The organism is Thiomonas sp. X19, assembly GCF_900089495.1.
GTDB lineage: Bacteria > Pseudomonadota > Gammaproteobacteria > Burkholderiales > Burkholderiaceae_C > Thiomonas_A.
The window spans coordinates 3,199,989-3,223,600 of record NZ_LT605203.1; the positions used below are offsets into that span (position 1 = coordinate 3,199,989).

Here is a 23,612-nt window from a genome sequence, read left to right on the forward strand (position 1 = left end):
GGCCGCGCCCGAGGCCTTCAAGAAACGCGCAAGGCCTGGAGGATGGACGCCGTATCGGGTGTGCACAGGTCGACCCGGCCAAAGCCTATTTCCCGCGCCGACGCCGCAATGCGCGCATGCGTGGCCAGGGCGCGATGTTGCCCCAGCACGCTGGCTTGCAGCCCTGCTGGCGCCAGCAGGTTTTGCAGATTGCGCACGCCTTCGGATGCGGTGAGCAGCCAGGTCGCCCGGCCGGCAGAACCCCCGGAATCCGCCAGCAAGCTGCGCAGCCGGGTGAGCGTGGCCGCGTCGGGCGCGGGCGCCTCGCGGCGGTAGACGCTGACGCGGCACACCCGGGCACCGGCAGCCGTGAGGGTGTCGGCCAACCAGTCGCGCCCTGCGCCGCCACGCAACAGCAGCACGCGCGCATCGGCCCAGCGCTGCTGCGGCAAGCGGGCGCAAAGTCCCTGGAGCGCCAGCCAAAGCCCTTCCGAGTCGGCCGCTTCCGCCGGTGCCGAAATGATGCGCAACGTGTCGGACGACTCGCCGCGTGCGCGCAGCGCCTGCTCGAACGCTGCGCGGCTGCCGGGGCCGACCAGACCCACCGCGCAGGCTTCAGGCCAGGGGGTGCGCAACATGCCCAGCGCAGCATGTACCGCCGCGGGGCTGACCGGCACGGCCAGGTCGAAATCGGCCAGGGCAGCGAGTGCCTGCGCCGCCGCTGCCGCATCCCGCGGCGGCAAGATGCGGATGAGTGGAAAGTGGTGCAACACCACGCCCGCCTGGCGCAACGCCAGGCTGCGCGCATCGTCACCGGCCTCGGCCTGTGGACGCGTCAGGATGAGGCTGGTGGGTGGATTGGCGGGCATGGGCCTTGCCTCGGGTCGCCTGCCCCCGGCAGCTCAGACCGCCTGCAGCTGCTCGAGCATGGCTTGCGCGCCCTGCGCCTGCAAGGCGAGCGCCGCCTCGCGGCCCAGCGCTTCGGCGGCCTGCAGGGTGCTCACCTCGGCAGCGATGTCGGCGCGCAACATGCGGCTGCCGTCCGGCAGGCCGAGCAAGGCGCGCAGTTGCAGGGTCGAGCCCGACCAGGTCGCATGCGCCCCAAGCGGCGTGCTGCAACTGCCGCCCAGAACGCGTGCCACGGCGCGCTCGGCAGCGGCGCACAGATGCGTGGGCACATGATCCAGCGGCCCCAATGCTGCAGCCACGTCGGCGCGGTCGGCGCGAATTTCGATGCCCAGCGCAGCCTGGCCCACGGCCGGCAGCATCTCCGTGGTGTCGATCAACGCACGGATGCGGTTCTCCAGACCGAGGCGCTTCAAGCCCGCGGCAGCCAGGACGATGCCCTCGTACTGGCCTGCGTCGAGCTTGCGCAGGCGGGTGTCGAGGTTGCCGCGCAGCGGCAACACCTTCAAGTCGGGGCGCAGCGCGCGGATCTGCATTTCCCGGCGCAGGCTGGACGTGCCGACCACCGCGCCCTGCGGCAGCGCGGTGAAATGCGCCGCCTTGCTCGAAACCCAGGCGTCGCGCGGATCTTCGCGCTGCATGATGACCGGCAGGGCAAAGCCCTCGGGCAACACCATGGGCACGTCCTTGAGCGAATGCACCGCCAAATCCGCCTCGCCGGCTTCCATCGCCGTTTCCAGTTCTTTCACGAACAGGCCCTTGCCGCCGACCTTGGACAGGGTCTTGTCCAGAATCTGGTCGCCGCGTGTGGTCATGCCGTTGAGGACGACGGCGCAGCCCGGATGCAGCCCGCGCAACAGGGCCTGTACATGCTCGGCCTGCCAGAGGGCGAGACGGCTTTCGCGCGTGGCGATGACGAGGCGTGCGGGCACGGGTGAGAGCTGGGCTGGCAAGGTGGCGGAATACATGCGGGAATCGTAGCAGCGGCACCACAGCCCGGCGGCGCAAATTCGCGCCTGCGCAAAGCCTGTTCAGGTCCTGCGCCGCGATGCCGCCGCCCGGCGTGGCGACTGATAGCATGAATCGTGCTGGGCTTTTCCTCGATGCTTGCTTGCTTCCGGCTCACTGATTTGCCCCTCCGCAGCCCGCTTGCCGACTCCTCACGACCTTTCCTTGCTGACGCGCCCACCAGCCCAACGCCATGCCCGAACGTTCAACCACCAAGCCCTCCGACAACGCCCTGTTCGACGACATTCGCCATCTCGGCCGCCTGCTCGGCGACGTGATTCGCGAACAGGAGGGGCAGGCCATGTACGACATCGTGGAGAAGGTGCGGCAGCAATCGGTCGCCTTCCACCGCGAAGGCGAGGCGCAACAACGCCGCGCGCTCGACCGGCTGCTGCAAGGCTTGTCGCGCGATCAGGCCGTCAGCGTGATTCGCGCCTTCAGCTTCTTCTCCATCCTCGCCAACATCGCCGAGGACCGGCATGTGCTGCGCCGCCGCCATGCGCATGAGCTGGCCGGCGGCAAACCCCAGCCCGGCAGCGTGCGCGCCGCGCTCGACAAGCTGCGCAAGGCCGGATTCGAGGCCGCGCAGATCGAGGACTTTTTCGCCCACTCCCTCATCTCGCCCGTACTCACCGCCCACCCCACCGAGGTGCAGCGCAAGAGCCTGCTCGACGCCGAGCGCGTGATCGCCCGTCTGCTGGCCGAGCGCGACCAGCCGCTGCCGCCGCGCCGCCTGCGCGACATCGACGCCGAACTGCGCGCGCGCATCACCCAGCTCTGGCAGACCCGGCTGCTGCGCTACACCAAGCTGCGCGTGTCCGACGAGATCAAGAACGCCCTGTCCTACTACGACAGCACCTTTTTCAGCGAGGTGCCACGCCTGTACATCGAACTGGAGCAGGATCTGGACGAACTCTTTCCGCGCGCGGACGGCCAGCCCTGGCGCCTGCGGCCGTTTTTCCGCATGGGCCACTGGGTCGGCGGTGACCGCGACGGCAACCCCTTCGTCACAGCCGAGACCCTGGCCTACGCGCTGCGCCTGCAGGCGCGCACCGCGCTGGAGCACTACATCAACCAGGTGCATGCGCTGGGCGCCGAACTGTCGGTGTCGCTCATGCTGGCGTCGAGCAGCCCCGAGCTGCTGGCGCTGGCCGAGGCCTCGCCCGACAACTCCGAGCACCGCAAGGACGAGCCCTACCGCCGCGCCCTCATCGGCGTGTACGCGCGCCTGGCGGCCACGCTGCGCAAGCTGGGCGGAGCCGAGGCGCTGCGCCACGAAGTGGGCCAGGCCGACCCCTATCCGGATGCCGAGGCCTTCGCCGCCGACCTGCGCACGGCGCGCGATTCGTTGGCCGGCCACCACGCCGCGGCGCTGGCCCGCCCGCGCCTGGACCCGCTGATTCGCGCGGTGGAAGTGTTCGGCTTCCATCTGGCTACCGTGGACCTGCGCCAAAGCTCGGACAAGCACGAGGAGGTGGTGGCCGAGCTGCTGGCCACGGCCCGGCTGTGCGCCGACTACAGCGCGCTGGATGAGGCCGCGCGCATCGACCTGCTGCTGCACACCCTGCGCGACCCGCGCCCGCTGCGCGTGCCCGACGCGGCCTACTCCGACTGGACGCGCTCCGAACTCGCCGTGTTCGAGCAGGCGCGCCAGGCACGGCGCCTGCTGGGCGAGGACGCCATCCGCCAGACCATCATCTCGCACACCGAAAGCGTCAGCGACCTGCTCGAAGTGCTGGTGCTGCAGAAGGAATGCGGCCTGCTGCACGGCACGCTGGGCACCGCGGGAGCAAGCGCCGAGCTGCTGGTGGTGCCGCTGTTCGAGACCATCGACGACCTGCGCAACGCGCCCGACATCATGCGCGGCTTCTTCGCTCTTCCCGGCATGGCCGAGCTGGTGCAGGAGTCCGGCGCGCTGCAGGAAATCATGCTGGGCTATTCCGACAGCAACAAGGACGGCGGCTTCTTCACCTCCAACTGGGAACTGCACAAGACTTCGGTGGCCTTGGCCGAACTGTTCGCCCAACTGGGCGCCGACCACGGCATCCGCCTGCGCCTGTTCCACGGCCGCGGCGGCAGCGTGGGCCGTGGCGGCGGCCCCAGCTACGAGGCCATCCTCGCCCAGCCGGCCGGCACCGTGGGTGGCAGCATCCGCCTGACCGAGCAGGGCGAAGTCATCTCCAGCAAATACGCCAACCCCGAAATCGGCCGCCACAACCTGGAGACGCTGGTGGCCGCGACGATGGAAGCCACGCTGCTGTCGTTCCGCGCCAAGGGTGGCGACGCCCCGCTTCGCCAAGGCGTGCGCACCGGCGCGCCGCAAACCTTCCTGCAGGCAGCGGCGCATTTATCGCAGGTGGCCATCAACGCCTATCGCGATCTGGTCTATGGCAATCCGCGCTTCATCGACTACTTCTACACCGCCACCCCCATCAGCGAAATTGCCGGCCTCAACATCGGCAGCCGGCCGGCTTCGCGCAAGGCCAGCCAGAGCATTGCCGACCTGCGCGCCATCCCCTGGAGCTTTTCCTGGGGCCAGTGCCGCGTGGCGCTGCCAGGCTGGTTCGGCTTCGGCTCGGCGGTGGAGCAGTTCATCGCCGAACACCCGGAAAACGGCGCCGAGCTGCTGGCGCGCATGCACAAGCAATGGCCCTTCTTCCGCGCCCTGCTGTCCAATATGGACATGGTGCTGGCGAAATCCGACCTGGCCGTGGCCTCGCACTACGCCCAGCTCGTCACCGACACGCGCACGCGCAAGCAGGTGTTCGCCGCCATCGAGCAGGAATGGCAGCGCACGGTGCAAGCCATGCGGCAGATCACCGGCGAGCAGGAGTTCCTGCAAAGCAACCCCACCCTGGCCCGTTCCATCCGCGCCCGCTTCCCCTACATCGACCCGCTCAACCACCTGCAGATCGAACTGCTGCGCCGCTTCCGCGAAGGCCAGACCGACGAGCGCACCAAACGCGGCATCCATCTGAGCATCAACGGCATCGCCGCGGGGCTGCGCAATACGGGTTGAGTCCGGGACCGCCGCCGGAACCAGGCCCCGCTAAGAAACCTCTAAGTCTCCCTGCATAGGCTGCGTCTCACGCCGATCGGGCGGGCCTTGTGGGAGGCGCTGGCGGCTGTCTAGCGTGCCAGCGTCAGGGTGCAGATGCTTGCGTTCAATACTCATGTGTTTCTCTGGCTCAACGCTGCAGCGCATCCCGCGCCCTGGCTGTTGGCCTCGGCGCGGTTCGCGGCGCAAGACCTGATCTTCGCCGCGCCCCTGCTGCTGGTGGCCGGCTGGTTGTGGCGCCGGCAGGCGCCGCGTGCGGCGCTGGTGCATGCGGCGCTGGCGGCGCTGCTGGGCTTGGGGCTCAACCAGCTCATCGGCCTGGTCTGGACCGAGCCGCGGCCTTTCGTGCTGGGTATCGGCCACCGGTTCCTTGCCCACGCGGCCGACAGCAGTTTTCCCAGTGACCACCTCACCGTCATCTGGGGCGCGGCCTTCGCGCTCTTGTTCCATCGCGACTGGCGCCGTGCCGGGTTTGGCTTGGCCCTGCTCGGCCTGCCGGTGGCCTGGGCACGCATCTACCTCGGCGTGCACTGGCCGCTGGACATGGTGGGCGCCGCCGCAGTGGGGTTGGCCAGCGCGCTGCTGATCCGGCCCTGGCATGGGCCCGTAAGCAACCTCACTGCCGCGATGAACCTGGCCTACCACAAGCTTGGCAAGCCGCTGATTTCCAGGCGCTGGATCCAGGCATGACCTCGACGCGAACCATGAGCAAACGTGCGGCGATCGGAACATTGCTCACCCCCATGGGGGCGCGGCCGCTGCACGGCAAGAGTCCGGAGGCGCCCCCACCCCAGCTCGCAGAGCGCGGCGCGGCGTCCATGTCAGCTTCGGCGCTGCGCCCGTTCGTCGTTGCCGAGCGCCAGCAGCGCCGCCGCGCCCGCCGCCTGCTGCTCTCGACCAGTCTGGTCGCCTTGACCCTGGCGCTGGGCGCCTGCGCCAGCTATGCCCCCAAGCCGCTGTCTGAGCAGGCGCGATTGCAGGGCAGTCTTGCCGGCCTGCAGGTGGATCGCAGCCGCATTGCCCTGCCGCGGCTGGCCGCGCAAACCATTGATCTGCAAGCCCCGCTGACGCTGGATGCAGTGGCCACCCTGGCGGTGCTCAACAACCCGCAACTGCAACTGGCGCGCGACCAGGTCGGCATCGCCCAGGCGCAGGCCTTTGCGGCCGGGCTGCTGCCCGACCCGCAGTTTTCCACCACGCAGGACTTCCCCGGCAACAGCGCGGGAGCCACCAGCAGTGCCTACAACTACTCCCTGAATTTCGACCTCGGCAGTCTCATCACCCGCCCGGCCGCGCTCGCCGCGGCCACGGCCCATGTGCGCGACATCGACCTGCAGCTGCTGTGGCAGGAATGGCAGACCGTGGGGCAGGCGCAACTGCTGTTCGTGCAACTGAGCGGCCTGCAGCAGCGTGACGCCTTGCTCCAGAATGAACGCGACTTGGTGCAGCAAGGCCTGCAACGCACGCGCCAGGCGGTTGCGGCCGGCAACCTGCCGCGCACCAACGCCGACGCGGCCTTGGTCGAGCTTCAAGCGGTGGAGCAGCGCCTGGCGCGCGACGCGCAGCAGCGCCTCCAGCTCGAATCCAGGCTCCACGCCCTGCTCGGCCTGGCCCCCGCGGTGCCGTTGCAACTGGCGCCGCTGCCGGCCCTGCCGGCGCACGACGCCGCCGCCACACACGAAGCCCTGGCGCATATCGCCGCCATCCGCCCCGACCTCATGGCCTTGCGCGCCGGCTACACCAGCCAGGAGCAGAAGTTGCGCGAGGCGGTGCTGGCGCAGTTCCCCTCGTTCAGCGTCGGCCTGAACCGGGCGCGCGACACGGCCAACGTCAACACCCTCGGCTTCGGCGTGAGTTTCAGCCTGCCCATGTTCAACGGCAGCCGTGGCGCCATCGCGGTGCAGCGCGCCACGCGGCAAGAACTGTTCGACGCCTACCAGTTGCGGCTGGACCAGACCCGGGCCGATGTGGCCCAGGCCCTCGCCAACCTCGAGCTGTTGCAGCGCCAGCGCCTCAACCTGGAAACCGGCCTGCCGCCGCTGGAGAGCGCCGAACGCGCCGCCACCTCGGCGCTGGATGCGGGCGCCATCACCCTGCCTCAGGCCCAGGCCCAGCGCATGGCCTTGCTGCAGCAGCGCCTGGCCCTGCAGGCGAACCACCAACAAACCACCGAACAGACCGTGGCCCTGGACCTGCTGACGGGCACCGGGGTTTACCACGCGGCGGCCGTCACGACCACGGCCACGCAGCAGCCCGACACGCCCAAGACAACTTCCGAACTGCGGAGCCCATCCCGATGACTTCCCTCCCCTGCGCGTCACGTCCGGGCCGTCCCATGCGCCGCCTGTTACCGCTGGTCTTGCTCGGCCTGGCGCTCGCTGCCGCTGCGCCAGGCCGCGCCCATGCCGAGGCCGCGCCGGCGGTGTCGGTCCAGGTGCAAGTGGCGCCGCTGCGCCAGGGGCAGCTCGCGCAGACGGTGCATGCACTCGGCAGCGTCACCACGGCCAGCAGCCAGAATCTGGCGATCGCATTCCCGCGCCAGGTGCAGGTGCGGCAGGTTCTGGTGCGCATGGGCCAGCGCGTCAAGCAGGGCCAGCCCTTGTTGACGGTGCAGACCGCCCCGGGTGCCGATCTGGCCTACACCCAGGCCCAGAACGCCGTGCGCTACGCCCAGGCCGACTTGCTGCGGGTGCAGCAACTGGCCGCGCAACAACTCGCCACCGAGACGCAGGTGAACGCCGCGCGCAAGACCCTGGCCGATGCCCAGGCGCAACTGGCCGCCGCGCAGCAGCAGGGCATGGGCAGCGGCGCGCACCAGACGACGGCGCCATTCGCCGGCGTGGTGACTGCGGTGCAGACCACGCCCGGAGCGCTGTTGGCCGCAGGCAGCGCCGCGCTGACGCTGGCGCCATCGGCGGGTTTGCAAGCCGTCGTTGGCGTGACGCCCGAGGTCGCGGCCGCGCTGGTCGCGGGCCAGCCGGCGCGCTTGCAACCCGTGTTCGACCCCGACAAGACAGACGCCGCCACGGTGTTGTCCATCGCTGGCGTGGTGGACCCGCAGAGCCACCTCGTGAACGTCACCCTTGCGCTGTCGCCGCAGGCCGCAGGCTTGCTGCCGGGCCTTGCGGTCCAGGCGCAAATGGACCTGCGCCATTGGCAGGGCTGGGTCGTGCCGCGTCAGGCCGTTCTGCGTGACGCCTCGGGACAGGCCTATGTGTTCCAGGACGATCACGGCAAGGCGCAGCGCGTGAACGTGCAGATCGAGCTCGATCAAGCCGAGCACACGGGCATCAGCGGGCCGTTGAACCCAAGCCTGCCGCTGGTGGTTCTGGGCAACTACGAACTTCGCCCGGGCATGGCCTTGCGGGTGGCGCAATGAAGGTCTCGGCGTGGTTGCAGCGCGGTTCGTCGCTCCCGGCCGCACGGCGTTTCGCATTGGAAGCCGCATGAACATCTCGCAATGGTTGCAGCGGCATCGCCGCTCGGTGCTGTTTTTGCTTGCGCTGCTGGCTGCCGGCGGGGTGATGGCGGCGTTCAAGCTGCCGGTGGGGTTGTTCCCCAACGTGGATTTCCCGCGCGTGGTGGTGAGCGCGGACGCCGGTGATCGGCCTTCGCGCCAGATGATGCTGCAGGTGACCTACCCACTGGAACAAGCGGTGAGGCGGGTGCCCGGGGTGGTCGACGTGCGCTCGACCACCAGCCGTGGCACAGCCGATATTTCCGTGAGTTTTCACTGGGGCACGGACATGAATGTGGCCGCCGTGCAGGTGAATGAGGCGGTGACGCAGAAGCTTCCCCAACTGCCGCCGGGAACGATCCTGTCGAGCAAGCGCATGGACCCGACGGTCGATCCCATCATCGCCTACAGCCTGACGTCGGACACGGTGCCTCTGACCCGTATTTACGACCTGGCGCAATTCCAGTTGCGCCCGCTGCTGTCCAGCATCAACGGCGTCGGGCGGGTGCAGGTCCAGGGTGGCGAGCAGGAGGAATACCACGTCATCGTCAATCCGGCCAAGCTGCAGGGCGATGGCTTGAGTCTGGGCGATGTGGAGCGCACCCTTGCCACCGGCAACGGCGTGCAGGCCGTCGGCAAGCTGGAGGACCGCTACAAGCTCTTGCTCGCGCTGGCCGACTCGCGCCTGCATGACGCCACGCAAATCGGCAACCTGGTGCTCAGGGCCACGCCCACCGGGGTGGTGCGCGTGCGCGACGTGGCCGTGGTCACGCGCAGCACGGTTCCGCAGTGGATCCGCGTGACGGCGGATGGCCACAATGCCGTGCTGCTCAACATCTACCAGCAGCCCGGCGGCAACAGCGTGCAGATCGCGCGCATGGTTCGCCAGGCTCTGGCCAGCTACAAACTGCCCCCGGGCGTGAAGCTGGCGAACTGGTACGACCAGAGCACGCTGGTGGTGGCCTCCGCCGCCAGCGTGCGCGACGCCATCCTCATCGGCGTGGTGCTGGCGGGGCTGGTGCTGCTGCTGTTCCTGCGCAGCTTCAAGATCACGCTGATTGCGATGATCACCGTGCCCGCGGTGCTGGCCGCCACCGTGGTGCTGCTGTACGCGCTGGGCATGAGCTTCAACATCATGACCCTGGGCGGCATGGCCGCTGCGGTGGGGCTGGTGATCGACGACGCCATCGTCATGAGCGAGCACATCGTGCGCCGCCTGGGTATGCCGCCCCCAGGAGACGGCTACGCCATCCCCGCCCCCCAAGGGGGTCAAGGAAACTTGGGGCGGCCCGGCATTTCCTTGGCCGCGCCCGGCGCGGTCGAATCCGGCGTGAGTCAGGCGCGCCACAGCGGGGTGATGCACGCGGCGATGGAGTTCTTCCGCCCGCTGGCCGGGTCGAGCGCCTCCACCGTCATCATCTTCGTGCCGCTGGCCTTTTTGTCGGGCGTGACCGGCGCCTTCTTCAAGGCGCTGGCGTTGACCATGGCGGCGGCCCTGGTCATTTCCTTTTTCGTCTCGTGGCTGGCGGTGCCGCTGCTGGCCGACCGCTTCATCACCCGGCGCGACGTGGAAAAGGAGCAGCAGCGCGAGCATGGCCGGCTGCTGTCGGCCTTCCAGCGCGGCTATGGCCGCCTGCTGCCGGCGTTGCTGCGCCGGCCGGCGTTGCTGCTGGTGGGGCTGGTGCCATTGCTGCTGGTGGGCTGGATCGCCTATCACCACGTCGGCAGCGGCTTCATGCCGCATATGGACGAGGGCGGTTTTATTCTCGACTACCGCAGCCCGCCAGGAACGTCCTTGACGGAAACCAACCGCCTGCTGACGCAAGTCGAGACGATCTTGCGCCAGACGCCGGAAGTGCAAACCTGGTCGCGGCGCACCGGTGCGCAGTTGGGTGGGGGCATCACCGAAGCGAATGAGGGCGACTTCTTCGTGCGCCTCAAACCCCCGCCGCGCAGGCCCATCGATCAGGTCATGGAAGCGGTGCGGCAGCGCATCGAAGCGCAGGTGCCGGGGCTGAAGATCGAGATGGCCCAGCTGATGGAGGATCTGATCGGCGATCTGACGGCCGTGCCCCAGCCGGTCGAGATCAAGATCTTCGACGACAACCCGCAACAACTCGCGCAGTTGGCCGACAAGACTTCAGCGGCCATCGCCAAGATTCCCGGCATCGTCGATGTGAAAAGCGGCATCAAGCCTGCCGGGGACGCCCTCAACATCCGCCTCGACCCCACGCGCATGGCGCTGCAGGGCGTGGACGCGCGGCAGGTGCAGGCGCAACTGGCGGCGCTCATCGGCGGCAGCGTGGCGACGCAGATCGAGCAGGGGCCGAAAATGGTGGGCGTGCGGGTGTGGGACGCGCCCGACCTGCGCCAAACGCCCGAGGACATCGCCGCGCTCCCACTGCGCGCGCCCGACGGCCATGTGTTCGCCTTGAGCGAAGTCGCCAACATCGACATTCTGACCGGCCAGCCCGAGATCACGCGCGAAAACCTCAAGCGCATGGCGGCGGTGACGGCGCGCATCAGCGGACGCGACCTCGGCTCGACGATCGTGGCGGTCAAACGCGTGATCGATGCCCCGAACTATTACCCCGAAGGGGTCTACACCAAGCTCGGCGGCCTGTACAAGCAGCAGCAAATCGCCTTCAAGGGCTTGCTGCAGGTGCTGGTGGCCGCAGTGCTGCTGGTGTTCTTCCTCCTGCTGTTCCTGTACGAGCGTTTCAAGGTGGCGCTCGCCATTCTCGCCATGCCACTGGCGGCATTGCCGGCGGTGTTCGTCGGGCTGTGGGTGTCGGGCATCGAGCTCAACATCTCGGCGATGATGGGCATGACCATGATCGTCGGCATCGTCACCGAAGTGGCCATCTTCTACTTCAGCGAGGTGCAGGAGCTGCAGCAAACGCATCCCGACATCTCGCTCGACGCGGCGCTGGTGCAGGCCGGCATCAACCGCATGCGCCCCATTGCCATGACCACGCTGGCCGCCATGCTGACACTGGCGCCACTGGCGCTGGCCATCGGCCAGGGCTCGGCCATGCAGCAGCCGCTGGCGGTGGCCATCATCGCCGGTTTGGCGGTGCAACTGCCGCTGGTGCTGCTGCTCATGCCCGCGTTGTTCAAGCTGCTGGGCGGCAGCCTCGCCAGCGAAGACAATGACTCCACAACAATCGATGAGGTGACAACCGATGCGCATCCTGCTGGTTGAAGACGATCGCATGCTGGGCGCCGCCACGCAGCAGTCGCTGCGCGACGCCGCCCACGCGGTGGACTGGGTGCTGGACGGCGAATCGGCACTGACCGCCGTCAAGTCCACGCCCTATGAGGCCATGCTGCTCGACCTGGGGCTGCCCAAGCGCGACGGTCTGAGCGTGCTGCAGACGCTGCGCCAGGGCGGCAACAATCTGCCGGTCATCATCGTCACAGCTCGTGATGGCGTGGACGACCGCATTCGCGGCCTCGACCTCGGCGCCGACGATTACCTCATCAAGCCCTTCGAGTCGGGCGAACTTCTGGCGCGGCTGCGCGCCGTGGCGCGGCGCAAAGGCGGCCAGGGCCAGCCGGTGCTCAGCAACGGCAGCCTGAGCTTGGACCCGGCCACGCGCGAGGCCAGCGTCGGCAGCGACGCTGGCACCACCAGCGCCCGCCTCTCGGCGCGCGAATACGCGCTGCTGCACGCGCTGCTGCTGCGTCCGGGCGCCATTCTCTCGCGCAGCGAACTCGAGGAGCGCATCTACGGCTGGAATGAAGAGGTGGAGAGCAATGCGGTGGAGTTCCTCATTCACGGCATTCGCAAGAAACTTGGTCAGACCTCGATCAAGAACGTGCGCGGCGTGGGCTGGATGGTCGACCGCGAAGGCCCGGCGCCGCCCGGCCCGCAGGCGGAGCGGCAACCGGATTGAGCGGCGCCCGACCAGCGCCGCCTCCACTTCACAACCCGATGCGCCTGAACCCCATCCCCCTGCTGCGCCACTGGGCGGCACAGTCCTTGCGCCGTCGCCTGTGGCTGTGGATGACCATCATCGTCGCCGTCGCCGGACTGAGCACCGGTGCGGCGTCCTACATCTTCGGCTATCAGGAGGCGAACGAGTTGCAGGACGCGCAGCTGCGCCAGATCGCCAGCCTGGTGCACCGCTACGGCCTGAAACCGAGCAGCGTGATCGAGCCCCACGGCGCCGACGCCGACCGCGACGCCCGCTTCATCATCGAGCGCCTGCGCGCATCCGGCACCCGCACGCTGGCGAACGGGCTGGCGCTGCCGAGCAGGCTCACGCCGGGCATGCACACCATCGAGGCCGGCGCGCATTCCTGGCGCGTGTTCGTGCGGCAAGATTCGAGCGGGGATATCGCCGTGGCCCAGCGCACCAGCGTGCGCAACGAGGCTGCCGTCGACAGCGGCCTGCGCACCCTCGTGCCCATGCTGACCCTGGTGCCCTTGCTGGTGCTGCTGGTGAGCTGGGTGGTGCGCCGCGCACTGCGGCCCGTGCGCCGCCTCGCCAGCCTGGTGGACGCGCGCGACGACCATCGCCTCGACCCCTTGCCGCTGGACGAAGTCCCGCTCGAACTGCGCCCATTCCTCGCCTCCATCAACAGCCTGCTGGCGCGGGTGGCGAGCATGCTCGAACGCGAACGCCGCTTCGTCGCCGACGCCGCGCACGAGCTTCGCACCCCCATCGCTGCCTTGACCCTGCAGGCCGAGAACCTGGATCACACCGCGCTGCCCACCGCAACCCGCAGCCGCCTGCACAGCCTGCAGCAAGGCCTGACGCGCACCCGTGCCGTGGTCGAGCAGTTGCTGAGCCTGGCCCGGGTGCAGACCGGCCCGGCCAGCACGCTGCAACGCATCGATCCTGCCCAGGTGGTGCGCCACGTCCTCGAAGACCTGATGCCGCTTGCCGAGCAACGCCGTATCGACCTCGGCCTGGAACGCCAGGACGGCGCCCCCATCCTGGCCGATTCCACCCAGCTCTACACCTTGTTGCGCAACGGCCTCGACAACGCCCTGCGCTACACCCCCGAGGGCGGGCGTGTCGACCTCGCGCTCAGCACCGAAAGCGCGCGTGACGGCAGATCCTGGGTGCACATCGACATTGCCGACACCGGCCCAGGCATCGCAGCGCAAGACATGGACCGCGCCTTCCAACCTTTCGAGCGGCTGGACCGCGCCGTCGAGACCACCGGCAGTGGACTGGGGCTGGCCATCATGCGCAACATCGCGCAAAACCTGGGAGGCCAGATCACCCTCGACAACCGCCCCGAAGGCGGTCTGCGCCTGCGCTACAGCCAACTGGCGCAACCATCCACGGCCACTGCACCAGCCGTCACGCAAGGCACACCATCGTCCCATCCGCTCACGCAAGACAACGGCCGGCCCGGACCGCGAACTGTGGAATAATTGCGCGTTTCGCCGGGATGGCGGAATCGGTAGACGCAGCGGACTCAAAATCCGCCGCCCTTAAAAGCGTGGGGGTTCGAGTCCCCCTCCCGGCACCAGTCTATTCAAGGGCTTACAGCGAAAGTTGTAGGCCCTTTTTCTATTTGCGCTGCTGAGGTTGGTTCACTTCAGGTTCATTCGGCAACACGCTCAACCCCCGAGTCGAACCAAGGAACTGAACCATGCGAGCTTCCAAAAACGTGCTGGCGCGTGGCGTGCGCCGATCCGACGCGGGCCATTCCAAGCCGACGCACAAAAAAGAAGGGCTCGCCGCGTGGGGGACGCCTCGAGCCCTAAGGGATGCTGACTCCATCAAAGGGAGGAGACTTGTCAGCATTCAGGTCAGGATGATGCCAGCCGCCGCCATGCAAGTCTGTACGCTAAGGCACACAGCGCGAGGCGAACGTCCAGCCCGTTCGACGCAGACCTCTCATAGGGTCATCGTTTTCAGCAGCAATCGGTCGTACTCCTTCTTGACCACGGCGTAGCACTCGCAAGTGCGTCGTTCCAGGCCCCGACGGTCGAGCACGGTGATGTGTCCTCGCGAATAGGAGATCAAGCCGGCGCTTTGCAGCTTGAGGGCTGCCTCGGTCACACCCTCGCGGCGCACGCCAATCATGTTGGCGATCAGGTCCTGCGTCATCACCAGTTCATCGCCCTGCAGGCGGTCAAGTCGCATGAGCAGCCAACGGCACATTTGCTGGTCGAGCACATGGTGCCGGTTGCAAACGGCTGTTTGCGTCATTTGCGTGATCAGCGCCTGCGTGTAAAGCAGCAGCAAGCGCATGACGGCCGCGGAGTTGGTGAACTCTTCTCGCAGTGTTTGCGCTTTCAGTCGAAAGCCCACCCCCGCGCTTTGCACCACCCCACGGCTGGGTGTGGAGCCTCCGCCCATGAACAGGGGCACGCCGAGAATGCCTTCGTTGCCCACGACGGCGATTTCGTTCGATGCGCCATCCTCGGTCGCATACAACAACGAGATGATCGCGGTGGTTGGGAAGTAGGCGTGGCTCAACGTCATGCCTGACTCATACAGCGCCTGGCCCAGCGGCATCTCAACCCGCTCCAATTGCGGTAACCAACGCTGAAACACGGCGTCGGGCAATGCAGCCAGCAGTTGGTTCATCCTCGGGTCGCCAGCATCGGCCATCCGATCGCCATGCGGCAGGTGTGAATGCCGGATGGAGGTCACTGCTCTGGCTCCTGGCTGCCCGCACCGGCATCTTCGTCCGGGTGAGGGCTTGAGCTTGCCTTGAGAGGAAGCGTGACGACGAACTGGCTGCCCAGCCCACGACCTGCGCTGCGCGCCACAACCCGCCCACCATGCGCCTCGACCAGCGCACGCACCACGGTGAGCCCGATGCCGATGCCCATGCCCATGCCGTTGTGGCCGATGGACTGCGGATCCTGCACGAAGGGCTCGAAAATGTTGAGCAGCGAGGAGGCGCCAATTCCGCAGCCGTTGTCGGATACCGTCAGAACGATGTCCTCGTTGCGCCTCGAGACCGACACATCGATCTCGCCGCCATCCGGCGCAAATCTAGAGGCGTTGTCGATGAGGTTGGTGAGGATCTGCACAAGGCGATCCGGATCCCCGGTCATCCGGTGCGAACCCAATGACATGTGGACTTTGAACTGCTGCAGGCGCGCGTCCATGGCGGGTCGGCAGGCGCTGACCGCGGCGTCAACGACGCTGACCATGTCCACAACCTGGAGCCGGAGCTTCAACTCGCCGCGATGCATTTGCGTCATATCGTCCAGACGGGACGCCAGGCTTGCGATTTTGGCGACCTGCTGCTCGATCATGGATTGCGCTCGCGCGAGAAGGGGCTCGTCCGCACGCACGCGTCCCAGCATGGCCGTTGCGATGCGAATGGGCGCCAACGGACTGCGCAGCTCCTGCGCCACGGCTTCGATGAACTCGGCCTGACGACGCTGCGCATGCACGGCCGCCTCCTGAAGCTCTTGGGCATTGGCTGCAGCGAGCACGAGATGCTCATTCGCCTCGCGCAATTCGGCATGCCAACGCTCCTGCTTGTCCAAGGTCGGCTCACCCGCAGCCACAGGCTGCTGCAGCGCGGCAAGTCGCGGCTGGTGCAATGTCTCTGCGGCGAGCGAAGGCTCATCGCAGAAGACATAGCTGCCGTGCCGCTGCCATTTCGCGCGGTACATGGCGGCATCGGCACGATCGATCAGCGCATCGGCGTCGTCGGCGTCATCGGGATAGAGACTGATGCCGATGCTCGACGCCAAGCGCACCACATGATCGCCTGCGCGACAGGGAACATTGAGGGCGGCAATGACCTTGTCAGCGATCGCGGCCACGTCGGAAGGCTGAGCGATGTCGGCGAGCAGGATCAGAAACTCGTCACCCCCAAAGCGCCCCACCAGGTCTTCCTCGCGCAGGGTGTGGCGCAGGCGCGTTGCGATCAGCTTGAGCACTTCATCACCCGTGGCGTGACCCAGCGTATCGTTGACTTGCTTGAAGTTGTCGAGGTCCAAGAACAGCAACGCCAGGCGCGTGCCGTGCCGCTTGGCGTGGGCGATGGCCAGCGCGATCTGTTCGAGCATCAATCCGCGACCTGGCAATTGCGTCAGTGGGTCGATACCCGCGGAGCGGGCGGCTGCGCTCAGCGCGTGCGCTGCATCTTCGGCTTCCGTCTGCGCGCGCAGTGCGGCCAGAACCAAGGCGTCGTTAGGAAATAACTTGTTCAGTTTCCTCGAGTCGGTTAGGCTTGCGGTCCATGCAAGCCGATTCGCCGATTGGGCAGCGCTGGGCACTGATGCGAGATCGCCTCGACGAGCGGCAGCGCCGGGCGCTGGCCGCCGCCGAAGCCAAGGTGATTGGGCGCGGAGGCACTTCGCAGGTTGCGGCGGCCACCGGCCTGGCTCGCGGCACGATCGCCGCGGGCATGCTGGAGTTGGAGGGCACGGACAACGAGTTCATGGCTGGCGCGCAGTTGGCGCCCCCTTCGGCGACGCGGCGCCCCGGCGGCGGGCGCAAGCCGCTGACGCACAAGGATCCGACGCTCGTGGCGGACCTGCTCGCACTTGTCGAGCCGACCACGCGCGGCGATCCCGAGTCGCCATTGCGCTGGAGCTGCAAGAGCCTTCGCGTGTTGGCCGAGCAACTCCAGCAGCAGGGTCACGCTGTCAGTCATGTGGTGGTGGGCCAACTGCTGAAGGCCCAGGGCTTCAGCCTGCAGGGCAACGCCAAGGTGATCGAGGGCAACCAGAGCCCCGACCGCAATGCACAGTTCGAGCACATCAACGCGACTGTCAGCGCCGCGCTTGCGCGCGGGCAGCCCGTCATCTCGGTGGACACCAAGAAGAAGGAACTGGTCGGCCAGTTCAGGAACGGCGGCAAGGAGTGGAGCCCCGTGGGCGAGCCGGCGCAGGTGAAGGTGCACGACTTCGTGGACCCGGAACTCGGCCGAGCCAGCCCCTACGGGGTCTACGACATCGGAGCCGACCAAGGCTGGGTGAGCGTTGGAACGGATCACGACACCGCCACGTTTGCGGTGCAAACTATCCGGCGCTGGTGGTACGCGATGGGCAAGCCGCGCTACCCCAAGGCGCGCGAGCTCACGATCACCGCCGACGGCGGCGGCAGCAACGGCCACCGGGTGCGGCTGTGGAAACTCGAACTGGGCCGCTTCGCCCAAGAGGCTGGGCTGAACATCCGCGTGTGCCACTTCCCGCCTGGCACGAGCAAGTGGAACAAGATCGAGCACCGCATGTTCTCCTTCATCACGATGAACTGGCGGGCGCAGCCCTTGGTCAGCCACGAAGTGATCGTCAATCTCATTGCCGGCACCAAGACCAGAAGCGGGCTCACCGTGCATGCCGAACTGGACACCAACTCGTATCCGAAGGGTGTCGTCGTCACCGATGCAGCCTTGGCCACCATTCGCATCGAACCGAACAAGTTCCACGGCGATTGGAACTACTGCATCCGCTCAGGGTAGATCAATCAAGTTATTTCTGAACGACGCCTAACTGCTCGTTGGCCTCGACGATGCGGGACGTCTGCGCCGTGGCCAAACTGCTTTCGGCCACGACCACCTCCATCAGCAATCGCTTGAGCACCCCGCGCACGGCTTCGGCCTGCTCTTGCAACTGAGCAAGCTCTTGCACAGATTGTTCAGAAGCTGTCGAGTGCGGGTCCTGTGTCTGGCTCACGGTGGCAGCCCCGGTTGGGTCCGTTCAGCTTGGAGGGTCAAGGACGATTTGCCGCTGGCGGATTGCCGGCAGCTTCGGCCTTGCGTGTTGGTCGCCCTCCCAGCAGCCCCTCCTGCTGGGGCAGCATCTCGCCGAGGTGGATGCCGTCGGCATCAATGTTGAATTCGCGCAATGCGCTCGAGTGCGCGCTTGCCCGCACCTTGATGACGGCCATGACGCGCAACAGGCGGCTGTCGACTTCGATGTATCGCTGCACGATGATGGCATCGGTCATGAAGGCGGCCCCGTAGGGACTGAAGCGCAGATCGGTATAGCGGTCTTCGAGCTCGGAAGTCATCAGCACGGTGACCCCGGCATACGACAAGGTGGTGACCATGCGCAGAAGGGATGCACGGAAATCGTCCTTGAAGGTCGGCGCCAGCGCCAGCTCGAAACCCGATAGGGAATCAATCACGACCCGGCTTGCTTTCAGGCGTCGAACCTCGCTCATGAGCATCTGAACGATTTCATCAATCGAAAGATCCGGCGCATGGTTATTCACCAGACCCACCTGATCGCGTTTGATGAGTTCCATGAGCGCGGGGTTGTTCGAACGGCTGGGGTGCTGCTCGAAGGTCGCAATCACGCCCGTCTCACCGCACCGCGCCCCTTCCATCAAGAACGCCGAAGAAAGCGTACTTTTGCCGGAGCCCGAAGGGCCCGCGACCAGCAGTGAATACCCGCGCGGGAGGCCGCCACCCAGCATCTCGTCCAGGCCCGGAACGCCGAGCTTGAGTCGGAAACTCAGCGCCGAGGTGGCGTCCTTGTGGGGCCGGCGCGCTGGGGGACGCGTATCGGACGACGGGAACACATGGAGGCCGGCGCTGCTGATGCGAAAGGTGTGCAACCCCGGCTGCGTCGGCTGGCCGCGCATCTTCATGATCTCCATTTTGCGGACCATCGAGTTGCGGTGCAGGCTCTGGCGTAGCCAGATCAGGCCATCGGCCACGGTGAAGACCGGGTTGGCGTCGGTCTCGGTGAAGTATTCGCCGAGCAGGAAGGTTGTCGCTTGCCAGCTCGTCATCAACATCCCGAGTTGTTGGACGAATTGCTGCAGACTGTTGTGCTGGCTGCCCTCGGATTCGCTGGCAAGCACAACCGATCGGAATGAATCCACGAAAACGAGCGCCGGGCTGTGCTCTTGAACCAAGGCCACGATGCGCCGCAGCACGAGGTCAAGATCCCCCGCCATCGCGTCCTCGGAGAGGTTGAAGAAATAGATCCCCCGATTGATCCGCGCGCCGTCGAAGAACTCGTACTGCTGCTGGTAGCGCAGCATTTTCAGCGGGGGCTCACCCAGCACCGTGAAATACAGGGCCGGGCGCTCCGGGGTGGCGAGCGCAAACATCATCTGGTGCGCCAGGGTCGTCTTGCCACATCCGGGAGGGCCGGCGATGAGGTTGAAGGAAAACTCCGGCAAACCCCCGCCCAACACTTCGTCCAAACCGGGAACGCCGGTGACCAAACGTTTAATCGTCATTTTGGGGTGCTCGCCGGTTGTCTTGCCCCGTCGGGGCGCTCAAAAAATTGGTCTGCACGGGCTCCAGCAAACGACCTGTCAACGCGGCTCCGATGAGGCTCGAGAGCAGCGCATAGAACGTGTCGAGATGGGTTGTGGCGCCGGCAGAAGCATCGGCCCTGCCTTGCTGCGCGATGGCAGATTTCAGGATGTCCAGATCGATGGCTGCCGCCACGTCATGGTGCGCCATGATCAGCCAGGGATGGTCTTCGCTGGCGAGCCGCAGACTGCGCTGGAATAAAGCGGAGACTCCACGCTGCCCGATGATCGGGCTGAGCGCGGCATCGATCTGCTCCCAGATGGAGATCACGGCCGCAGCGATTTGCGCCGAATCAGCATCGACGCCCCCCCCCCCAGCGCGAGAACTCCACGTTCATTGGATGCTGTCCCCTGCGTTCGATATGGTGACCCGTTGCGTGATGCTGCTGCCGGCGTTGTGGGTCGGCCGGACCATGGGATTGCGTGCAGCCCCTTGAAGCTCAAAATCAGCGAAGTCCTCGATGACGGCTGGTGCTGGCCAAACTTGAACCGCTGACAGAAACGACCATGGTTCAGTGCTTTGGCACCCAACCGGCCCCAGCGTTCTGGTTTTCAATTTTTTCGACCTGCCCAGTGTACGCTGGAAGGGATTTCATGGCGTTCGCTAACGCACAAAGCGGCAGACGAAGTTGAGGGCCCGATTCCATGTCGACATCCAGCCTGGACACCGCGGTCATGACTGGGTGCGGCAGCGTACAGACATACTGGGTGCTGTCTGCCATAGTTTCCACATCGCCATTTCAATGGTATCTCGACAAGGAGTCATCATGAACTACTCAATACCCGCCGTTGTGTTGCTGGCAACCCTCGCGCTTGGTGCTTGCACAGGCCCCACGGGCCCGCAAGGTAACCAAGGAAACACCGGCAACCCGGGAAAAACGGGCATGCAAGGGATGACGGGTGATACCGGCAGCACTGGAAGCACCGGCGGTACCGGCGCAACGGGCGTTGCTGGCAAAAGCGGCGGCACCATCGTCGTTGTGCCGCCACCGGCGCAGTAAGCAAGGGCGGAGGCAGTTGTCGTCGGCGCTGCAGCAAGCCCCGATGTGAAGGGATGGCCGGATCAGCTCAGCGGTTCAGCCATGCTCGCAGCAACCGGCCAATGGGATGGGACGGCCGCGTGCGCATATAGGCATCTGCCGCCATTTTGATGGCCTCGGCCTGGGTCGGATAGGCATGGACCACCCCGGCCAGCGTGCTCAGGCCAATTCCCGCAGCCATCGCCAGTGAAATGCTGTTGATCATTTCACCCGCGTGCCGGGCGACGATGGTGGCGCCGAGGACGGCATCCGTGCCTTCTCGCACGTGGATTTTCACGAAACCGTTTTCCTCGCCGTCGGTGATGGCGCGGTCGACATCATGCATCGGGACCGTGAAGGTCTTGACCGGGATGTTGCGCTCGCGTGCCTGCCGCACATACATGCCGACGTGGGCGATTTCGGGGTCGGTGTAGGTACACCACGGAATCGTCAAGGCACTCATGCGCTTGCGTCCGAAGAACAGGGCGTTTTGAACCGCGAGGCGCGCCGATGCTTCGGCCACATTGCTGTACTTGTGGTCGAGGCAGACGTCTCCGGCGGCGTAAATGCGTGGATTGCTGGTGCGCAAGAAGTCATCAACGTGGATCCCGGCTTCAGGGTCGTATGCGACGCCGGCGGCTTCCAACTCGAGCGCCCGTACCGCGGGCGTGTGGCCGATTCCGGTCAAAATTGCCTCGACCTCGACAGTCACGACATTGCCGTCATTGACCAACTCGACGAGCTTGCGGCCGCGTTCCACGCGAACGCTGATGGCCTCGCTATTGAGGTGGATCTCGACACCGTCACGGGCCAGCGCGTCGGAGACCATCTGCGCGGCGTCGCGTTCTTCCTTCGGCAGGAACAAGGGGGCATCGTGGGCGATGATGGTTTGCACGCCGAAGCGGCTGAAGGCCTGCGCCAATTCGCAGCCGAGGGGGCCGCCGCCGATGACGAGCAAGCTGCGTGGCAGCGCCGTCAGGTCGAATACCGATTCGTTGGTCAGATAGCCGGCTTCGGCCAGGCCCGGAATCTCGGGCAGGATGGATCGCGATCCGGTGGCAATCAGCGCCTTCCTGAAGCGCAAACGCGCACCGCCGACTTCGACCGCGTCGGCGCCGACGAAGTGCGCCACGCCGAAATACAGATCGATCCCGTCGGCGATCAGCCTCGCGGCCGAATCGACGCGGCTGATGCGGGCACGGATGCGCCGCACCCGCTGCATCACCGCCTGAAAATCGACCTCGATCGCCGGGGGCGGCCCAGCGCCGAAGTTGGGCGCGTCGCGCATCTCGGCATACAGTCGCGAACTTCGAATCATCGCCTTCGAAGGCACGCAGCCGTAGTTCAGTGAGCTGCCGCCAAGCCGGTGGCGTTCGATCAATGCCACGTTCATTCCAAGCCCCGCTGCGGCGCGTGCGGCTGCCAACCCGCCCGGCCCCGCACCGATGATGAGCAAGTGGTAGACGCCGGGTGGCGTCGGATTGACCCAGCCGGATGGGCAGACGTTGGCTAAAAGCTCCCGCTCATGGGCGCTGTCGCGCGAGGCTGCACCTGGGGTCGCGAGGGTCGGCATCGGCCTCATGGTGCGCGGCAACTACAGCCAGCCGCCCGTGAACCCGGCGCGGCGCAAGCCCGTCTGGATGATGCCGGAGCTTCGGCCCAGTTGCCACGGCAGGCCGGTACGGTAGTTCTCGATCATCAGCGCGATCATGCCTTGATCGAGTCCGAACTTGCCCTCGGAGATCCAGACTTCGGCGGCGGGTTCGTTGAAGCTTGCATTGATTCCGCTGGAACGCAGCGCATCGTCCTGTTGGCGCGCGCCATAGGCATCGAGGTTCCGGACCGCGGGCAGCACGATTTCTGGCGCAAACACCAGCGATGCCAGGGTCGATGAGCCCGCAATGGTGCCGTCGTCGGGTCCGTACGGCACGCCGCGCGCGGCATAGCCGTAGAACCTCTGCAGCCGGCCGGTCATGAGCCGTGGTTCGGCCAACGGACCTTCACCCGCGGAGAGGCCCCAGCAGTTGTCGGCATAGCCAGTGAAACTGTGCGGATTGCGAATGGCATATTCGCGCTGCACATAGGTGGCACGACGGCTGTTCTCGAAATAGTCGCAGTTCTTTTCACGCATGAAACGGTCGCGGATACCGCGAAAGTCAATCCACGCATGGGAGAACTGGTGAATGAAAAGCGGACCAGCATAGAGGAAGTCGTAGCCGTAAAGGTTCTCCCATTGGTAGGTCACGGTCCACGCCTGAAAGCTTGCTTCGGTGAACGGATGCGTCGGTGAACCCAGGCCCAAGACATAGAGCAAGATGGCCTCGTTATAGCCCTCCCAGCCATAGTGCAGAAAACCGCATTCAGGCTTCCAGCCCTGGGCAACCGTGGCGCCGTCATATTGAGCCCAGCGCCAGTCAACCCTGCGGTACAAATGCCCGGCCAGTTCGCGCAGTTCGATTTCGGCTGGCGTGCTGGCATCGAAGTAGGTGGCGGCCGTCAGCATCCCGGCCATCAACAAGGCCGTGTCGATCAGAGACAGCTCGGACTGCCACATCCGAGCGCCGGTCTCCATGTCGAGAAAATGAAAGTAAAAACCGCGGTAGCCGGTGGCGCTCGGGTTTCCCGTCTGGTCGCTGGCCCAAAAAAAACGCATGCAAGCGAGGCAGGCTTGCACTGCTGCGGCGCGCTCGATCCAACCATGTTCCACCGCGATGGGATACGCCGACAGCGCGAAACCCATCACCGCGATGCTTGCCGGCGAGCCGTCCCGCGTGGTGTCGGCGACCAAGCCGTTTCGCGCGTTCGTCGCCTTCGGAAAATAGTCGAAGGCCGCCTGTTGCAGCCGATCGAGCATGGCCTCGTCGGACCACTGTGCTGCCTTCCCCGAGGCCGCCGCATCGGGTTTTGGCGGCGCTTTTGCCCGCATGTCATCAGGGGGCGGGCTTGAGGTCGGCGTGGGTGCGGCTGTCGGCATC

General features: G+C 66.4%; 18 protein-coding genes and 1 tRNA gene. 10 read left to right on the forward strand and 9 right to left on the reverse strand.

The genetic code is table 11. The features are described 5' to 3' along the window. Nucleotides 1-17 precede the first annotated feature (17 nt). Both THIX_RS15455 and hemC read right to left on the reverse strand, forming a co-directional pair. Nucleotides 18-848 carry a uroporphyrinogen-III synthase gene (locus THIX_RS15455; protein ID WP_112486894.1) on the reverse strand — a complete coding sequence of 277 codons (831 nt, stop codon included), beginning with the start codon at nucleotides 846-848 and terminating at the stop codon, nucleotides 18-20. A 33-nt stretch (nucleotides 849-881) separates the two neighbouring features. After that, nucleotides 882-1,853, reverse strand: coding sequence for a hydroxymethylbilane synthase (gene hemC / locus THIX_RS15460; protein WP_112486895.1), 972 nt, complete (start codon nucleotides 1,851-1,853; stop codon nucleotides 882-884). 233 nt (nucleotides 1,854-2,086) lie between these two features. Here hemC and ppc point away from each other — a divergent pair, with 233 nt between their 5' ends. From ppc to THIX_RS15500, 8 genes are all read left to right on the forward strand, one after another. Next, on the forward strand, nucleotides 2,087-4,912 hold the full coding sequence (gene ppc / locus THIX_RS15465) for a phosphoenolpyruvate carboxylase (RefSeq protein WP_112486896.1): 2,826 nt from the start codon (nucleotides 2,087-2,089) through the stop codon (nucleotides 4,910-4,912). A gap of 135 nt (nucleotides 4,913-5,047) precedes the next feature. Beyond that, nucleotides 5,048-5,641 carry a phosphatase PAP2 family protein gene (locus THIX_RS15470; RefSeq protein ID WP_112486897.1) on the forward strand — a complete coding sequence of 198 codons (594 nt, stop codon included), beginning with the start codon at nucleotides 5,048-5,050 and terminating at the stop codon, nucleotides 5,639-5,641. Then, nucleotides 5,638-7,251, forward strand: a complete 1,614-nt coding sequence (locus tag THIX_RS15475) for a TolC family protein (protein WP_233224589.1) — start codon at nucleotides 5,638-5,640, stop codon at nucleotides 7,249-7,251. Before THIX_RS15470 ends, THIX_RS15475 begins: the two co-directional genes overlap by 4 nt. A gap of 35 nt (nucleotides 7,252-7,286) precedes the next feature. Then, nucleotides 7,287-8,330 carry an efflux RND transporter periplasmic adaptor subunit gene (locus tag THIX_RS15480; protein ID WP_158540918.1) on the forward strand — a complete coding sequence of 348 codons (1,044 nt, stop codon included), beginning with the start codon at nucleotides 7,287-7,289 and terminating at the stop codon, nucleotides 8,328-8,330. 67 nt (nucleotides 8,331-8,397) lie between these two features. Further along, entirely contained in the window at nucleotides 8,398-11,613 is a 3,216-nt protein-coding gene (locus tag THIX_RS15485) for an efflux RND transporter permease subunit (protein ID WP_112486899.1), read from the forward strand. Beyond that, on the forward strand, nucleotides 11,594-12,307 hold the full coding sequence (locus THIX_RS15490) for a response regulator transcription factor (RefSeq protein ID WP_112486900.1): 714 nt from the start codon (nucleotides 11,594-11,596) through the stop codon (nucleotides 12,305-12,307). Before THIX_RS15485 ends, THIX_RS15490 begins: the two co-directional genes overlap by 20 nt. 38 nt (nucleotides 12,308-12,345) lie before the next feature. Next, on the forward strand, nucleotides 12,346-13,800 hold the full coding sequence (locus THIX_RS15495; protein ID WP_233224590.1) for a HAMP domain-containing sensor histidine kinase: 1,455 nt from the start codon (nucleotides 12,346-12,348) through the stop codon (nucleotides 13,798-13,800). Nucleotides 13,801-13,811: 11 nt separating this feature from the next. Beyond that, nucleotides 13,812-13,898 (forward strand) — tRNA-Leu (locus tag THIX_RS15500). 371 nt (nucleotides 13,899-14,269) lie between these two features. On the opposite strand, the gene THIX_RS15505 is transcribed toward THIX_RS15500, so the two are convergent. Both THIX_RS15505 and THIX_RS15510 read right to left on the reverse strand, forming a co-directional pair. Next, nucleotides 14,270-14,989, reverse strand: a complete 720-nt coding sequence (locus tag THIX_RS15505) for a Crp/Fnr family transcriptional regulator (RefSeq protein ID WP_199195387.1) — start codon at nucleotides 14,987-14,989, stop codon at nucleotides 14,270-14,272. Nucleotides 14,990-15,027: 38 nt separating this feature from the next. Further along, nucleotides 15,028-16,527, reverse strand: coding sequence for a diguanylate cyclase domain-containing protein (locus tag THIX_RS15510; RefSeq protein ID WP_112486901.1), 1,500 nt, complete (start codon nucleotides 16,525-16,527; stop codon nucleotides 15,028-15,030). A 56-nt stretch (nucleotides 16,528-16,583) separates the two neighbouring features. Between THIX_RS15510 and THIX_RS15515 the strand changes: the two genes are divergently transcribed. Continuing rightward, a complete protein-coding gene (locus THIX_RS15515; protein WP_112484360.1) occupies nucleotides 16,584-17,807 on the forward strand; it encodes an ISAzo13-like element ISCARN37 family transposase in 1,224 nt (407 codons plus the stop codon). 10 nt (nucleotides 17,808-17,817) lie between these two features. On the opposite strand, the gene THIX_RS23115 is transcribed toward THIX_RS15515, so the two are convergent. The 3 genes from THIX_RS23115 to THIX_RS15525 are packed head-to-tail and all read right to left on the reverse strand — an operon-like array spanning nucleotide 17,818 to nucleotide 19,889. Then, complete coding sequence (locus THIX_RS23115; protein ID WP_146748578.1) at nucleotides 17,818-18,021, reverse strand: hypothetical protein; 204 nt, start codon at nucleotides 18,019-18,021, stop codon at nucleotides 17,818-17,820. 37 nt (nucleotides 18,022-18,058) lie between these two features. Further along, nucleotides 18,059-19,525: an ATPase domain-containing protein gene (locus THIX_RS15520; protein WP_233224592.1), complete on the reverse strand. Its 1,467-nt coding sequence runs from the start codon at nucleotides 19,523-19,525 to the stop codon at nucleotides 18,059-18,061. A gap of 4 nt (nucleotides 19,526-19,529) precedes the next feature. After that, complete coding sequence (locus THIX_RS15525; protein ID WP_199195313.1) at nucleotides 19,530-19,889, reverse strand: hypothetical protein; 360 nt, start codon at nucleotides 19,887-19,889, stop codon at nucleotides 19,530-19,532. Nucleotides 19,890-20,385: 496 nt separating this feature from the next. On the opposite strand from THIX_RS15525, the gene THIX_RS24700 reads away from it, so the two are divergent. After that, on the forward strand, nucleotides 20,386-20,619 hold the full coding sequence (locus THIX_RS24700) for a hypothetical protein (RefSeq protein ID WP_112486904.1): 234 nt from the start codon (nucleotides 20,386-20,388) through the stop codon (nucleotides 20,617-20,619). A 67-nt stretch (nucleotides 20,620-20,686) separates the two neighbouring features. Here THIX_RS24700 and THIX_RS15540 read toward each other — a convergent pair whose 3' ends face one another. Together THIX_RS15540 and THIX_RS15545 are read right to left on the reverse strand one after the other, a co-directional pair. After that, a complete protein-coding gene (locus THIX_RS15540) occupies nucleotides 20,687-22,210 on the reverse strand; it encodes a mercuric reductase (protein ID WP_112486905.1) in 1,524 nt (507 codons plus the stop codon). A gap of 21 nt (nucleotides 22,211-22,231) precedes the next feature. Continuing rightward, nucleotides 22,232-23,563 (reverse strand): glucoamylase family protein, encoded by a 1,332-nt coding sequence (locus tag THIX_RS15545; protein WP_112486906.1) that lies wholly within the window; start codon nucleotides 23,561-23,563, stop codon nucleotides 22,232-22,234. Between the last annotated feature and the right edge of the window lie 49 nt (nucleotides 23,564-23,612).

Excerpts from the sequence above, each read along its gene's own strand:
- THIX_RS24700 (WP_112486904.1), top strand. The coding sequence starts at position 20,386 with ATGAACTACTCAATACCCGCCGTTGTGTTGCTGGCAACCCTCGCGCTT.
- THIX_RS15505 (WP_199195387.1), bottom strand. The coding sequence starts at position 14,989 with ATGGCCGATGCTGGCGACCCGAGGATGAACCAACTGCTGGCTGCATTG.
- THIX_RS15475 (WP_233224589.1), top strand. The coding sequence starts at position 5,638 with ATGACCTCGACGCGAACCATGAGCAAACGTGCGGCGATCGGAACATTG.
- THIX_RS15515 (WP_112484360.1), top strand. The coding sequence starts at position 16,584 with ATGCAAGCCGATTCGCCGATTGGGCAGCGCTGGGCACTGATGCGAGAT.
- THIX_RS15545 (WP_112486906.1), bottom strand. The coding sequence starts at position 23,563 with ATGCGGGCAAAAGCGCCGCCAAAACCCGATGCGGCGGCCTCGGGGAAG.
- THIX_RS15495 (WP_233224590.1), top strand. The coding sequence starts at position 12,346 with ATGCGCCTGAACCCCATCCCCCTGCTGCGCCACTGGGCGGCACAGTCC.
- THIX_RS15485 (WP_112486899.1), top strand. The coding sequence starts at position 8,398 with ATGAACATCTCGCAATGGTTGCAGCGGCATCGCCGCTCGGTGCTGTTT.
- ppc (WP_112486896.1), top strand. The coding sequence starts at position 2,087 with ATGCCCGAACGTTCAACCACCAAGCCCTCCGACAACGCCCTGTTCGAC.
- THIX_RS15455 (WP_112486894.1), bottom strand. The coding sequence starts at position 848 with ATGCCCGCCAATCCACCCACCAGCCTCATCCTGACGCGTCCACAGGCC.
- THIX_RS15480 (WP_158540918.1), top strand. The coding sequence starts at position 7,287 with ATGCGCCGCCTGTTACCGCTGGTCTTGCTCGGCCTGGCGCTCGCTGCC.
- THIX_RS15540 (WP_112486905.1), bottom strand. The coding sequence starts at position 22,210 with ATGCCGACCCTCGCGACCCCAGGTGCAGCCTCGCGCGACAGCGCCCAT.
- THIX_RS15470 (WP_112486897.1), top strand. The coding sequence starts at position 5,048 with ATGCTTGCGTTCAATACTCATGTGTTTCTCTGGCTCAACGCTGCAGCG.
- hemC (WP_112486895.1), bottom strand. The coding sequence starts at position 1,853 with ATGTATTCCGCCACCTTGCCAGCCCAGCTCTCACCCGTGCCCGCACGC.
- THIX_RS15490 (WP_112486900.1), top strand. The coding sequence starts at position 11,594 with ATGCGCATCCTGCTGGTTGAAGACGATCGCATGCTGGGCGCCGCCACG.